Raw genomic sequence first — 13,286 nt, 5'->3', positions numbered from 1 at the left:
AAATATCGAGCCGCGCCTTTGCCCGCAACATGGAGGATCTCGGCCTGCCGATCCTGCTCCAGGACGAAGGCTGGTCGACCCAGGCAGTCACCCGCACCCTGATCGAGCAGGATGTCAGCCGCGCGAAGCGCGCCGAACTCGTCGACAAGATGGCGGCGGCTTATATCCTGCAGGGCGGCGATTGATGCCCTGACGAGCTGACGAAGCTTGTGCTGATGCTCTGGCGGCGCATGAAGCGCGTGCGCGATCCCGCCTTCGCCTCGGTCTCCGGTGAGGAGCGCCTTCGGCTGATGCGCAGCAAGGCGGATTATCGCGATTTCTATGCCGGGCTGAAGGACTATGCGCTGCCGGTTTCCCGGGATACCGGCAGGCTTCTCTACATGCTGGCACGCGCTACCGGCGCCCGCGCCATCGTCGAGTTCGGCATGTCGTTCGGTCTTTCCACGCTGCATCTCGCCGCGGCGCTGCGGGACAATGGCGGCGGCCGGCTGATCACATCCGAGTTCGAGCCGACTAAGATCGCGCGCGCGGCAATCTGGCGGCCGGCGGGCTATCCGATCTGGTCGATATCCGCGAGGGCGACGCGCTGGAGACGCTGGCGTCAGGCCTGCCCGACACGATCGACCTGCTGCTGCTCGACGGCGCGAAATCGCTTTACATGGACGTGCTCGGCCTCGTCGAAAGCCGGCTTCGCACCGGCGCGATCATCGTCGCCGACAACGCCGATCATTGCCCGGAATATCTGGAGCATGTCGGCGACCCCGACAATGGCTACCTCACCATGTCGTTCACCGACGAGGTCGAACTTACCATCCGATCGGGTTGAAACGTTGAAACAGAGCAATCCTCGCTGGCGCTGTTTCTCGGCGGCGGTTTCGGGTTTCGGTGAGGTCACCGAAATCTCGCATTCCTCCTGCTCGCTGTCGGGAAGGCAAGTGACGCGCACTTGGCCTTGACGTGCAGGACATTGCGACGCCAGTCGACGCTATCGGGCGGGCAAAGGGAGAGAGCGCATGAAGGAAAAGCGAAGGATCGGGGCAGCCCAATCCGCGACGCACGTAACAATCCTTGATGCCGCACAAACCCTCATGCTCGAGCAGGGATATGCCGCGGTTTCCGCGCGTCGGGTGGCGGTCCAGGCGCAGATCAAGCCAGCGCTCGTCCAATATTATTTCCCGACCATGGATACGCTGCTTCTGACCCTGTACCGGCGCGCGGCGGATCTTTCGATCGACAATCAGGTCGCAGCGCTCTCATCGCCGCAACCGCTGCACCGTTTGTGGGCGCTGAGCAGCGATGCCCGACAGGCCGCACTGGCGGTCGAGTTCATGGCGCTCGCCAATCATCGCAAGTCGATCAGGAACGAAATCGCCAGATATAGCGAGCGCGCGCGGCTCCTTCAGGCCGAAGCGCTCGCCACCATTTTCGCTGATACCCGGTACGCATCGTCTGCGTTTTCCGCAGTCGGCATCTCTCTTCTGCTGGCCGGCGCCGCACGCGGCCTGGTGATGGAGGAAGGACTGGGCATTTCAATCGGACACAAGGAAGCGCGGGCGATTGTGGAAGCCTGGTTGAGCGAGGTCGAACCAGCGCCTTAGCCTCGGAAGTCGTCGCCGGTTGATGATGACCGAGGGTGACCGCCATTGACGGGAGCACGCCAAAGCGCCATACGACTGTATAGCAAACGCGGAGAGGCGTTGGCGATGCAGGAGGGCCCATGTCAGTCGATACGATCCACAAACCGGCTCGGCATGACCTGTCGCCCGCCATCGGTTCCGCAATCACGCTCGACAAGGAAGCCCTGCTCTCGGGCGACCATGGTGCTGACCTGCGCGCCATCCTCGAAGAGCGCGGCGTTCTCCTGTTCCGCGAACTCAACCTCACCGATGAGGAACAGGTCGTGTTCACCAACACGCTCGGCCCCATGGCTGACGACATCTTCAAGATCAGCATGGACCCGCTGGAAAACCCGCTGTTCGCCTACACCAGGGGCGCTTTTTTCTGGCATATCGACGGGACGATGTCGGACGTGCCGATCTTCGCCTCGGTCATGAGCTGCCGGCGCACCTCTCCCATCGGCGGCACGACTGAGTTCGCCAATACATATGCCGCCTTCGCAGACCTGCCGGCGTCCGAACAGGCGGCGCTGGAGGGATTGCAGGTCGTCCACATGTTCGAGACGTCCCAGCGTTACGTGAACCCCGAGCCTGACTATCGCACGGTGCAGGACTGGCAGCGGTTCAAGCCCGCCACCATTCCCCTGGTGTGGAAACACAAGTCGGGCCTCAAATCGCTGGTCCTCGGGTCGACCGCTTCGCATATCGAGGGCATGGGCCTGCGCGAAAGCCTCGACCTGCTCGTTCGCCTGCGCGACCATGCGACCCAGCCCCGGTTCGTCTATTCGCACCAATGGACCGTCGGCGATCTTGTGATCTGGGACAATACCGGCACGATGCACCGCGTCCTTGCCTATCCGCACGATAGCGGTCGGCTGATGCACCGCACGACGATCAGGGGCGACGAACCCTTTGTCTGGTAACCCGCCCGTTGCACTCGTCACCGGCGCCAGCCGCGGTGCGGGGCGCGGCATCGCGGTGGCCCTGGGGAGCCATGGCTGCACCGTCTATGTCACGGGCCGGTCCGAAACGTCGGGCGACTCGAGCGTTCCCGGCACGATCCACGAGACCGCCGCCGCGGTTACGGCAGCAGGCGGCACCGGCATCGCGGTGCGGGTAGACCATGCCGACGATAGCCAGGTCACCGCCCTTTTCGAACGCATCAGCGCCGATCAGGGGCGCCTCGACATCCTCGTCAACAATGCCTGTGCGATCCACGACCAGCTGAGCGCGCCCGGCCATTTCTGGGAGAAACCCCTCGCGATCGGGGACATGATCGATGTAGGGTTGCGAAGCGGCTTCGTCGCCGGCTGGTACGCGGCGCCGTCGATGGTCGCGCAGCGGCGTGGATTGATCGTTTTCACCTCGGCGCCCGGATCGGTCCATTATGTGTTCGGTCCTGCCTATGGCGCGCACAAGGCGGGCGTCGACAAGATGGCGCACGACATGAGCATCGACCTGCGTGAGGCGAACGTGGCGGCCGTGTCGATTTGGATGGGCTCGCTGGCGACCGAGCGATTGCTCGCGATGATCGATGCGGATCCGGCCAGATATGGCCACCTCGCCGAGTCGCTCGAAACGCCCGAGTTCACCGGGCACGTCATCTGGGCACTCTACAGCGATCCCGAGCTGATGGCGCTCAGCGGCAAAACCCTGATCGGTGCCGAGATCGGCGCGCATTACGGCATCGTCGATCGCGGCGGCAAGGTTCCGCCGTCAGTGCGTGCCACGCACGGCATCGCGCCGCGCCCCTTCTATCCCAACGTCATTCGCTGAAAGGAACGCTGCGATGGATGAGGCCGGTCTGCAGCAGTTGCGGCGCGACGTGGATAGGCTGATCGATCGCCGTGCCATCGAAGACGTCGTGCATTCCCATGCGCGCGGCCATGACCGCTTCGATGTCGATCTGATGCGCGCCGCCTATCATGACGACGGCATCGACGAGCACGGTTCCGGCGCGATCAACACGGCCGCTGACTATCCGGACTGGGCGAACCGCATTCACGCCGGCGGATCGCAACTTTGCCTCCACAATATCACCACGCAATATTGCGAGATCGATGGCGATACCGCGCATGTCGAAAGCTATGTGCTGGTCGGGCTTCTCAACCCGGACGGCAAGTCGGTTCGTTTCATCAACGGCCGCTACATCGACCGGATGGAGAAGCGCGCGGGAAAATGGGCGATTGCCGTGCGAAGGTGCACGGTCGATCTGCTGATCGCTGGAGACGCCAGCATCCTTTCGCTCCCGCAATTCAGGCAAGGCGGCTTCATCAAGGGCGCGCGCGATTCAAGCGACGTGTCCTACCAGCGTCCGCTCGATCTCGACGCTGCAGTCGAAAGATGGTGAAGGCCTCGCTGGGCGACCGCAGCAGCGCCGGCCACGCCCCGGCTCAGGCGGAACGGATTGCAGCGCGGGAAGCCGAAATCCTCGGCAAGCCGCCGCGCCTCGCGCCCGTCGACCGGGCATCGGTGGCGGCAGAGGTTCAGGCGATAACCGCGAAGCTGCGCGAGGAGGTGGTCGGCGACGCCGCGCCGATCCCGCTCGATATGATCCCCGAGATCATGTTCACGCTCTGCCGCTATCCGGAATTATGGGGTGCGATCATCGACCTGTCGCTCCCCTTGCAAAACGCCACCGCCGTGCTGCCCGCGCGCGCCCGCCAGCTGGCGATACTGCGCACCGCCTGGCTGCTGCAGGCACCCTATGAATGGGGCGAGCATGTCAAACACGGCAGGAAGATCGGCTTCTCGGAAGACGATATCGATCGCATCATCATTGGATCGTCTGCGTCCGGATGGGACGCGGATGACAGAGCCATCGTCAGCGCCTGCGAGGAATTGCGCGGGAACGCGATGGTGACCGATGAAACCTGGGACAAGCTCGGCGAGCGCCTGAACGATCATCAGCGTTTCGAACTGCTGGTGCTGATCGGCCACTTCACGAACGTTGCCTATTTCCAGAACACGCTGCGCCTCAAACTGGAACGGTCAAACGAGGGGTTGAAGGCGCGCTGATACGCATCTGGCCGGGGGGACCGGCATGGAGAAATCGTCGCTGGTGCTGTTTCTCGACGCGCTCGACCGCGAGGGCCGGGTCGAGCGCTGCCGCCACCCCACCGACCGCCGCGCGCACATCGTGCATTTGACCGACGAAGGCGCGGCGCGTTTCGAGCAGGTCGGGCTTGGGCTGTATCGGCAGCAGCAGGAGAACCTGGCGGTGCTTAGTGAAGCGGAGCAGGCGGAGATGATCGAGATGATGGACCGGCTGACCGCGCACCTGGCTGCCGGCTGAGCGGGCTGATGCGGGCGGCCTGATGGTACCCGTTGGACGGGCTTGTGCTTGGGGGGAAGCAGATGAGTGGACCGCTGGGGCAACCGGACACCCACGCCGGTTCTATCACTTGTCTTTTGCCAATATAGAAATCCCCGCGCCGGCTTGTAACAGTGGTCAATCTTGGCTTTTCTGACGCTTTGTTTGATGGCATCGTCCTAAAATGTCATCCTTCTATCTCCCCCCTTTGATGCCAGGATCGCAAGTGCTCTGGCTTTTCGCGGGTGCGGTCGTTCTTACTTCAATTGGCGCGCTGCTGCGTTTTCTTGGGAGCGGTCTTGAGCTTGCGCGCAGAATTGGCGGAGATCTGCTCAAGGTCGGTGGTCTCACGTTCGGCTTTGGTGTCCTGATGCTTCTCGGAACCTCCGGGCTAACCTTCGTCGAGTTCTACCTGCCAGCCATTTTCGCGTCGCCATGGGCAGCGCTGCTCGCGGGCCTGATCGCGATCTGTCTGTTTGCTCTTCGAAAAATTAGTCCCGCCACGTACGGAGCCATTGAGATTGCAGGCGCTATTGGGACGTTGACCGTCCTCGGATTTAGCTCATTCGGCTCGCCCTTCCAAAGGGGAATCTCGCTTATAACTGCAGCCTACTTTCTTATCCGGGGGCTCGATAATGCCGAGAAAGGGCTTCTACACCGCCGTTTCCTCACTTCCCTCCGAAAACTCAGCGATTGGCGAAAGGCCGCACCGCTCGTCCTAATAGTAGCATTCATTCCACTGATCGCGTGGCTCAGCGCAAATAATCGCTTTGCTGCCATCAAGCCGCCTTTCCTAGGCGGCAAGGGCGGCGAACGGCTTCCCGTATCGGCGATCGAATGCGGCGAGCCTTTCATAGTCTGCGATGAAAGCGCCTGGCGGCAGCACGAGCGATTGGAAAATGGAACAGCGGCCGACCGTGCCCAAGCTGAGGCCGACGCGAACGCCAGATTCGAGTATTATCGTAACGTGATTGATCCTCCAGAATGACCGAGTATTGCGGCGATAAGTGTTGTTACACCTAATTGGAGGAGTCCCGGTGACGGTGTATTTAATCGCCTCTGTTATGCGGCGGTCTTCCGCCCAGCTTGTTAGCAGGAATTCGGTGACAAGGAATTCGGTGACATGGCGTAATTGAGGTAGCCATCCTCCTGCGTAAGACGGAGTCGCTTGGCAGGTGCTCCAAGGCAGGAGGATGACCGATGACGATTTATGCCGGATTGGATGTGAGTGACAAGACGACGCATATCTGCGTGGTCGATGGTACGGGCGCGATAGTGTGGCGCGGCGTATGCGCGAGCGATCCCGAAGTCGTTGCGAAGACGCTGCGCCGGGAGGCGCGCGGGTTGTCGCGGGTGGTTCTGGAGACAGGGCCCTTGTCGACCTTTCTCTACCATGGCCTGATCGAGCGCGAAGTGCCGGTGCTGTGCATCTGCGCGCGGCACGCCAAGGGTGTTTTGTCGGCGCGCATCAACAAGAGTGATCCGCACGATGCCGAAGGGCTGGCGCAGCTCGCCCGCACCGGCTGGTACAAGGCGGTGCGGATCAAGGGTGAGGCGACGCATCTCGACCGCGCGCAGCTCAAGATCCGCGAGCAGCTGGTCATGGCGCACCGGGCGATGGCAAACCAGTTGCGCGGCCTCCTGAAGCTGTTCGGGCTTCGGCTGGGCAAGGTGACGACACCGAATAAGCGGGCGGAGCGCTTGCGGGCGCTGTTCGCACAGAAGCCCGAGATCGCGCCGGTCATGCGGCCACTGATCGAAAGCCTCGAGGCGATCGAGGGGCAGATCCGGCGAGCGACCCGGTTGCTCGCGGCGACGGCCGAGGCCGATCCGGTCGCGGCGCGGCTGATGACGGTACCAGGCGTTGGACCGCTCACCGCGCTCATCTTCAAGAGCAGCATCGAGGACCCCGGGCGGTTCGCGTGCGGTCGCGACGCCGGCGCCTTTGCCGGACTCACCCCCAGGCGCACCCAGTCGGGCGAGCGAGATCACCGGGGCCGCATTACCAAGGCGGGCGATCCGATGTTGCGATCGGCGCTCTATGAGGCGGCGAATAACCTGCTGGCGCGAGTCAAGCGTCCTTGCGCCCTTCAGACATGGGGCCGGCGCCTCGCCGAGACGCGGGGTGCAAAACGTGCTCGCGTCGCCGTTGCGCGCAAACTCGCCATCCTGCTCCACACGCTTTGGCGTTCGGAAAAGGAGTTCTGCTGGGCCTGATCCCCGCAGTACCATGACCGAAGGCCAAAACCGGACGATCCCGCGTTGTACTGTTGTAGCTCAACCAGCACGTCGGTGACATTGGGACGTCCATCACTGCCCGCCTGACCGCGATCATGCGGCATGGACGATAGCGATCCCAATGGATCGGCCCATGACCGCGAAGACAACCATAGACCAAGGTCAGATGCAGCGAATAGAGATCAACGATATGACCAAATCAATTAGACAACAGTCCACTTAAATCCCTTCGCTACCGACCGTCTGGGTGGAACGTACAGTATTGCGATTTTAAGCAGCAATGTTCGCCTAACTAAAAAGACCGCCCTCATAAGGGGCGGTTTTAGTTTATGTCGATCACCTCCTTTCGGCCAGAGCCTACTCAGATTATACCTGTGCATAGCGTGAGTGACGAACGCATGAGGGTGATATCCTCAGAGCAGGCGCTTCTTTCGGTCGGACCATCCCCAAAGTAACGATCCATCCGTTTTTACAACATTCATACTCCACGCCCTTAACCGGCCGAACAACCCCGCATACAATGTCGGGGTTGCGCCTATTTAGATCAATCGACGCCGAAAAGATGGGCGCGGGTCGTCGGGCTTTGGAACGACGGCGTGCTCGCCACCACATATTCACCAGGGGCAAGCGGTGCGCTCGGTACAATCTTTACGAGATTGCGGCCATACGGCTGTACCGAGATTGAAATTCTCATAGAGCTTTTGCCGAGGTCGATCCGGGCGTCCTTCTTGGCGTCCAGCTTCCGCATAGAAAACAGCGTATCCGGGTCAACATCCTCGCTGGCGATCCGCGCTATGAGCACAACGTGATCCCCGCCCCGGATCCGCACGGGAGAACGCGAGCCGTTATATTTAACTTCCAAAAAGCGTCCGAGCATGGACGATAGGCCGAAGTGCCCTTTCATCTGCGCTTCCTGGCTTTCGAGAGGGATTTGCCGGCCGCTCACCAGGGCGGAGACGGAACCAATATAAGCCGGGCCTTGTGCCAAGGCCACCGTTGGAACGGCCAAAATCAATGCAGACACGGCGAAAAAGTGGTTCACGGCAAAATCCCCTCTAAGTTATTTAGCGGGGATTTTACCACGTCGCACGAAACTGAGAAAGTAGTGCTACTGAACTTTTACGGCTCCCAAGAGGCCGCGTCCGGTCTGATCCTTGATATCGGACTCGAGAGACGACGCGATTGCGGCGACGATGAGTGCCACGCTTCCGCTAAGGAACGTGAGATGAGATGGATCGGAAACGTAAGCGACAACGGCGCTGAGGAGGGTGATTCCTAGGCCCTTGATAAATCCATTTTGTGCGGGTGTAATTGTCATATTCAATAAGGTTATCAGCTTTTAAGAGGTAAGCGCCGACGGAACCCGGTCTTGTTGACGGCGGCAGATTAGGACAGCTCGCGGACCTTCACGAAAGGCGGCGAGTGATGGGTGGTGAGCGGTCAAACGAGCCTCGTATGAGTGATCGGACCGATGGCGGAGTGCTTGTTCGGATCGAGCGCCGACGGCGCTGGAGCGACGAGGAAAAGCTCGCGATCCTAATTACAGTGACACGTGCAATAACGCCTTTAATTCAGGACGCCGTGGTCATGTAAAAAACGGGGTTATTGCACATGTCACCGGAACCGTGATCATGTAAAAAACGAGGTCATTGCATATGTCACCGGAACCCCAACTCAACTCATCAACGACTTAACGTACGCGTCCCATTCGTCCGTTGATTTGCAATACATCTCATCCTTCCCAGGCGGTATCATCTTGCAGATTACGGGCTTCTGCTCCCAATACTTTTTCGTCTGACTCGAAACCCACGAGTAGTCGCCGAAGTCGGCACGCTCATCCGCATCGATGACAAACCGCTGGACCGTCTCCGTGCCTCCGCTCTGATAGCCGTTGATCATGAGCTCCATGAGGCAGCGCTTGAGGCGCGGGCTGTAATGGTTGGTGTATGTCTGTGTATCGAGGCCGAGCTTCCCGCCGTCTCCCTTGTCGGAATAGCCCATCGAATGAAAAACGGAGGCAGCTCGTTCGGCGCATTCCCGTTTGGCAGTGATGAGCGCCTTATCCTTGCTCTCGGCTAGCTGTGCCACCAGGGATGCATTCTCTTGCCGTACCTCACCCAGCGAGCGCGTTTGGAGAACACAGAAAGCCGCGAGTGCGACGACAGCAAGACCTAGCAGCCCCGCGAGCAGTTTCAGATTTTGCGTTGACACATCCCTTCCTCTTGGCCGGAATGTATCGACCTTGGCGCCCGGTTGTCCACTAAGTCCCATATAAGTCGCCCCGACGGCGCGTTGGGCCAATGTGATGGTACGGCCGATTCCGGGATGATCAATCGGCGCTCGGAGCGGCGACGTTTGGGCGCTTTCTTGCCGGAGCGGCCGTCGGATAAAGACTGGTCTTAGGATCGCATAAAAACATGACGGAAAGTCCACGGATGGGTTGCTGCGGTCGTTCCCGTTCATGAGCGTGCAGCCAAGCCCAAACGGACGAAATGCCAAGCCCCGGACCGTGTCGATCGATTCAACCGCAACCGGAAATGTAGCACTGTGTAAACCGGACGGAGTCCTCAAAACTCCGGCCTGCTCTTTCACATGACGGTCGAAACCTCGGCGCTTCTCCCGTCCCTGCTATCGAACGATCGTTCGCTGTTACGGGCACCGTTTTCGCTGTTACGCGTGCGGCTTTCGCTGTTCCATGCGAAATTTTACGCTGTTATTGAATAACAGCGTAAACTGTCACAAGCCGTTGTAAATACGCCAAAAAGTTCACGAAAAACTACCCGAAAAGCCCCGAAATGCCGCAGAAAAAATAATTTACGCTGTTCTTTCGCTGTTATTGGTCTCGGAACAGCGAAAACCGCGATCGCCCTGACGCCGCGACATCGGCCAATCCCGCGATCCACCGCACGCCCAAAACAGCGAGTCCGGATCAAGTTCCGGTCGCAGCGTCGCCCGGATTCCGATAACCCGGCAAGCCTGGAATGACCGGGGGGACAGCCAATGACGCAACCGACAACCAACACCACCAATCGTCACGCCCTGCTCGCCCTGGCCCTGGCGCTCACCGGCCTGCTCGGCGGATGCGCCTCCGCCGGCGATGTTCACACCGCCGCCGCAGCCCCGCCCAAACCCTGCATCGACCCCCAATCGGTCACCTCGATCCCGGGCAGCGTCTGGTGGAAGGAACAACGCTGGCGCTACGCAAGCGACGCTGACGCGACCACCGCCTATCAGAAGCTCGAACAGACCACCCCGCCCTGGCCCGACTGGTTCACCCCGCAGGACAGCATCCTGCCGGTCGGCACCCGCTTCCAGATGGCGCTCGCGCCCGGCCAGCCCGAGACCAAGCCCGGCGGCTTCGGCACCTTCGACGCCATCGAGGATTCGCGCGACGTGCGCGACTATCTCGCCGTGCTCTATGCGTGGAAGCCGGTCGTCGACCGGGTCGTCACCTATGAGACGACCCAGCCGATGAAAGTGCAGATCGGCCCGATCGGCCCGCAGGTCGATCCCACCCTGTGCCGGCTGCTGCCGGGCCGCTGGTCGCAGGTCAGCATGCAGGTCCCCGCCGCCGACCGGATGACCTATCTCAAGGTGATCGCCATCCGCCAGATCCGCTGATCCTGCACCAGATGACTGGCACCCACCACATCAGGGCAATCGGGTGAACGAGATCAGGCGATGCCGCGGCCATTCGGACAGGCGCATGGTTCGCGCAGAGGCGCAGAGGCGCGGAGCACAGGACAACACCCTCTCCGCGCCTCAGCGCCTCTGCGCGAACCCTCCTTCCTCATTCACCCGATAACCATTTCTCGCCCCCGCGGCGCTTGCACAGCGCCCCCTCCCCCGCTACCCGATCCCTTTAATGTCAGCCTCAGATCATCGCCCCGCCGCCCTCATCAAAGGCGGCGCCGTTTTCCCGCACCGGCACCTGACCGGCATCGACGGATTGCAGCCCCACGAGATCATGTTCCTGCTCGATGAAGCGGAACAATGGATCGAGGCGAACCGCAGCCGCGCGAAGAGCGACAAGCGCCTCGAGGGCCTCACCCAGATCAACGCCTTTTTCGAAAACTCGACCCGTACCTTGCTCTCGTTCGAGATCGCCGGGAAAAGGCTGGGCGCCGATGTCGTCAACATGCACGCAGCCCAATCGAGCGTGAAGAAGGGCGAGACGCTGATCGACACCGCGATGACGCTCAACGCGATGCGCGCCGATGTGATCGTCATCCGCCATATGAGCTCGGGCGCGGTGCGTCTGATCGCCGACAAGGTCGATTGCCCGGTGCTCAACGCCGGCGACGGCAGCCACGAACATCCGACGCAAGCACTGCTCGATGCGCTCACCATCCGGCGCCGGCGCGGGTCGGTCGCGGGCCAGCGCGTCGTGATCTGCGGCGATCTGCTCCACAGCCGGGTCGCGCGCTCGAACATCCTCGCCCTCACCGCGCTCGCCGCAGAGGTCCGGGTCTGCGCGCCCTCCACGCTGATGCCCGCCGCGATCGAGCGGATGGGGGTCACCCCCTTCACCGATTTCGATACAGCGCTGGACGGCGCCGATGTCGTGATGATGCTGCGCCTGCAGACCGAGCGCATGTCGGGCGGCTTCGTGCCCTCAACCCGTGAATATCATATGCGCTACGGCCTCACCCTCGATCGCCTCGCCCGCGCAAAGCCCGATGCGCTGGTCATGCACCCCGGCCCGATGAACCGCGGGGTAGAGATCGATTCCAACGTCGCCGATCATGCCTCGCGCTCGGCGATCACCGAGCAGGTCGAGATGGGCGTCGCGGTGCGCATGGCCTGTCTGGATGTGCTGACCAGGCGGGCGCGCGGCGTGGAGGGCTGGGCATGAAGCGCGCCTTCATCAACACCCGCCTCGTCTCCGCGGACACGCAGGGCACGACGCTGGTCATCGACGGCGACACGATCGCCGCGGTCGCGCCCAACGCCATCCCGGGCGATGCCGACATCGTCGATTGCGCCCAGCTCGTCCGCGGCGGCGGTCTGCTGGCGCCGGCGATCATCGATCTCGGCGTGTTCGCGGTGGACAAGGCGGCCTGCCGCGCGGGCGGCATCGTCCGGGTCGGTCTGATGCCCGATCAGTCCCCGGTGCTCGACGATCCCGGCATCATCCAGCGCGCCGCCGACATGGGCAAGCCGGCCATCTGGGTCCACCCGATCGCCGCCGCCACCCGTGGCCTCGCCGGTGTCGATCTCGCCGAGATCGCGATCGCGCGTGACGCCGGCGCCCGTGCCGTCGCGACCGGACGGCGCTGGATCGCCGATTCAGGGGTGATGCGCCGCGTGCTCGCTTATGCGCATGATTGCGACCTCACGGTGATCGTCCATGCTGAGGATTCCGGCCTCACCGGCAATGCGGTCGCGACCGCCGGCGAGACCGCGACCCGGCTCGGCCTGCCCTCAGCGCCCGCCATCGCCGAGGCGCTGGCCATCGCCCGCGATCTCCTGCTCGCCGAGGAGACCGGCGCGCGGATCCATTTCCGCCAGGTGACGACAGCCGCCGGCTTCGATCTGATCCGGCGCGCGAAAAGCCGCGGGCTGCCGGTCACCTGCGGCATCACGCCGGCGCATCTCTTCCTGTCGGATATCGCGATGAGCGACTTCCGCACCTTCGCGCATCTCTCCCCGCCGCTGCGCGCCGAAAGCGACCGTCAGGCCGCGCGCGCCGCGGTCGCCGACGGCACCATCGATATACTGTGCTCGGGCCATGATCCGCGCGGCCCCGAGGAGAAGCGCCTGCCCTTCGCCGATTCGGCACCGGGCATGGCTGGGGCAGAAACCCTGTTGGCGCTGGCGCTGGGGCTGGTGCGCGACGAGACGGTCGCGATCGATCGGCTCTTCGCGCTGCTCGCCACGAATCCGGCCCGGATACTGGGCCTCGAGACCGGCGCGCTGAAGGTTGGCGCCCCGGCCGATTTCATGCTGCTCGACAGGGACGCGCCGTGGCAGATCGATACCGATCGCATGGCCGCCAAGGCGGGCAACACCCCGTTCGACAAATTGCCGGTTCAGGGCAAGGTGGCGCGCCTGTTCAAAGGCGGCGCTGAACTGGCCTGAAGAATTTTCTGGGACCGATCGACATTCAGTCCGTCCGA

At 62.3% G+C, this 13,286-nt stretch carries 14 protein-coding genes and 2 pseudogenes; 14 read left to right on the top strand and 2 right to left on the bottom strand.

The window, feature by feature from the left end; all coding sequences use genetic code 11:
* Positions 1–5 precede the first annotated feature (5 nt).
* From ABD050_RS03800 to ABD050_RS03750, 11 genes and pseudogenes are all read left to right on the top strand, one after another.
* Positions 6–201 (top strand): annotated as a pseudogene (locus ABD050_RS03800) (RuvX/YqgF family protein); the annotation flags it as partial.
* Between the two features lie 14 nt (positions 202–215).
* Positions 216–467, top strand: a pseudogene (locus ABD050_RS03795) (hypothetical protein); the annotation flags it as partial.
* 191 nt (positions 468–658) lie between these two features.
* Positions 659–826 (top strand): hypothetical protein, encoded by a 168-nt coding sequence (locus ABD050_RS03790; RefSeq protein ID WP_343888093.1) that lies wholly within the window; start codon positions 659–661, stop codon positions 824–826.
* 187 nt (positions 827–1,013) lie between these two features.
* Positions 1,014–1,598 (top strand): TetR family transcriptional regulator, encoded by a 585-nt coding sequence (locus ABD050_RS03785; protein WP_343887827.1) that lies wholly within the window; start codon positions 1,014–1,016, stop codon positions 1,596–1,598.
* A gap of 119 nt (positions 1,599–1,717) precedes the next feature.
* A complete protein-coding gene (locus tag ABD050_RS03780) occupies positions 1,718–2,539 on the top strand; it encodes a TauD/TfdA dioxygenase family protein (RefSeq protein ID WP_343887825.1) in 822 nt (273 codons plus the stop codon).
* Positions 2,529–3,392, top strand: coding sequence for an SDR family NAD(P)-dependent oxidoreductase (locus tag ABD050_RS03775; RefSeq protein ID WP_343887823.1), 864 nt, complete (start codon positions 2,529–2,531; stop codon positions 3,390–3,392). The genes ABD050_RS03780 and ABD050_RS03775 overlap by 11 nt, the downstream gene beginning before the upstream one ends.
* A gap of 13 nt (positions 3,393–3,405) precedes the next feature.
* Positions 3,406–3,966 carry a nuclear transport factor 2 family protein gene (locus ABD050_RS03770; RefSeq protein ID WP_343887821.1) on the top strand — a complete coding sequence of 187 codons (561 nt, stop codon included), beginning with the start codon at positions 3,406–3,408 and terminating at the stop codon, positions 3,964–3,966.
* Positions 3,960–4,634 (top strand): carboxymuconolactone decarboxylase family protein, encoded by a 675-nt coding sequence (locus tag ABD050_RS03765; protein ID WP_343887820.1) that lies wholly within the window; start codon positions 3,960–3,962, stop codon positions 4,632–4,634. Before ABD050_RS03770 ends, ABD050_RS03765 begins: the two co-directional genes overlap by 7 nt.
* 25 nt (positions 4,635–4,659) lie before the next feature.
* Positions 4,660–4,911, top strand: a complete 252-nt coding sequence (locus ABD050_RS03760) for a MarR family winged helix-turn-helix transcriptional regulator (RefSeq protein ID WP_343887819.1) — start codon at positions 4,660–4,662, stop codon at positions 4,909–4,911.
* 202 nt (positions 4,912–5,113) lie between these two features.
* On the top strand, positions 5,114–5,917 hold the full coding sequence (locus ABD050_RS03755; RefSeq protein ID WP_343887816.1) for a hypothetical protein: 804 nt from the start codon (positions 5,114–5,116) through the stop codon (positions 5,915–5,917).
* A gap of 212 nt (positions 5,918–6,129) precedes the next feature.
* Positions 6,130–7,146 (top strand): IS110 family RNA-guided transposase, encoded by a 1,017-nt coding sequence (locus ABD050_RS03750; protein WP_343887814.1) that lies wholly within the window; start codon positions 6,130–6,132, stop codon positions 7,144–7,146.
* Positions 7,147–7,711: 565 nt separating this feature from the next.
* Here ABD050_RS03750 and ABD050_RS03745 read toward each other — a convergent pair.
* Entirely contained in the window at positions 7,712–8,209 is a 498-nt protein-coding gene (locus ABD050_RS03745) for a hypothetical protein (protein ID WP_343887812.1), read from the bottom strand.
* Positions 8,210–8,841: 632 nt separating this feature from the next.
* Entirely contained in the window at positions 8,842–9,468 is a 627-nt protein-coding gene (locus tag ABD050_RS03740; RefSeq protein ID WP_343887810.1) for a hypothetical protein, read from the bottom strand.
* Between the two features lie 699 nt (positions 9,469–10,167).
* Here ABD050_RS03740 and ABD050_RS03735 point away from each other — a divergent pair.
* The 3 genes from ABD050_RS03735 (at position 10,168) to ABD050_RS03725 (ending at position 13,248) form a co-directional block, all read left to right on the top strand.
* Positions 10,168–10,788, top strand: coding sequence for a hypothetical protein (locus ABD050_RS03735; protein WP_343887808.1), 621 nt, complete (start codon positions 10,168–10,170; stop codon positions 10,786–10,788).
* A 343-nt stretch (positions 10,789–11,131) separates the two neighbouring features.
* Positions 11,132–12,022 (top strand): aspartate carbamoyltransferase catalytic subunit, encoded by an 891-nt coding sequence (locus ABD050_RS03730; protein ID WP_343888075.1) that lies wholly within the window; start codon positions 11,132–11,134, stop codon positions 12,020–12,022.
* Positions 12,019–13,248 carry a dihydroorotase gene (locus ABD050_RS03725; RefSeq protein WP_343887806.1) on the top strand — a complete coding sequence of 410 codons (1,230 nt, stop codon included), beginning with the start codon at positions 12,019–12,021 and terminating at the stop codon, positions 13,246–13,248. Before ABD050_RS03730 ends, ABD050_RS03725 begins: the two co-directional genes overlap by 4 nt.
* Positions 13,249–13,286 lie beyond the last annotated feature (38 nt).

Source organism: Sphingomonas oligophenolica, assembly GCF_039522915.1.
GTDB classification, from domain to species: domain Bacteria; phylum Pseudomonadota; class Alphaproteobacteria; order Sphingomonadales; family Sphingomonadaceae; genus Sphingomonas; species Sphingomonas oligophenolica.
This window is presented reverse-complemented; position numbering and strand designations above follow the sequence as displayed.

Coding starts and splice junctions, on each gene's coding strand:
- ABD050_RS03765 (WP_343887820.1), top strand. CDS start 3,960: ATGGTGAAGGCCTCGCTGGGCGACCGCAGCAGCGCCGGCCACGCCCCG.
- ABD050_RS03785 (WP_343887827.1), top strand. CDS start 1,014: ATGAAGGAAAAGCGAAGGATCGGGGCAGCCCAATCCGCGACGCACGTA.
- ABD050_RS03760 (WP_343887819.1), top strand. CDS start 4,660: ATGGAGAAATCGTCGCTGGTGCTGTTTCTCGACGCGCTCGACCGCGAG.
- ABD050_RS03770 (WP_343887821.1), top strand. CDS start 3,406: ATGGATGAGGCCGGTCTGCAGCAGTTGCGGCGCGACGTGGATAGGCTG.
- ABD050_RS03780 (WP_343887825.1), top strand. CDS start 1,718: ATGTCAGTCGATACGATCCACAAACCGGCTCGGCATGACCTGTCGCCC.
- ABD050_RS03755 (WP_343887816.1), top strand. CDS start 5,114: ATGTCATCCTTCTATCTCCCCCCTTTGATGCCAGGATCGCAAGTGCTC.
- ABD050_RS03790 (WP_343888093.1), top strand. CDS start 659: ATGGACGTGCTCGGCCTCGTCGAAAGCCGGCTTCGCACCGGCGCGATC.
- ABD050_RS03725 (WP_343887806.1), top strand. CDS start 12,019: ATGAAGCGCGCCTTCATCAACACCCGCCTCGTCTCCGCGGACACGCAG.
- ABD050_RS03750 (WP_343887814.1), top strand. CDS start 6,130: ATGACGATTTATGCCGGATTGGATGTGAGTGACAAGACGACGCATATC.
- ABD050_RS03735 (WP_343887808.1), top strand. CDS start 10,168: ATGACGCAACCGACAACCAACACCACCAATCGTCACGCCCTGCTCGCC.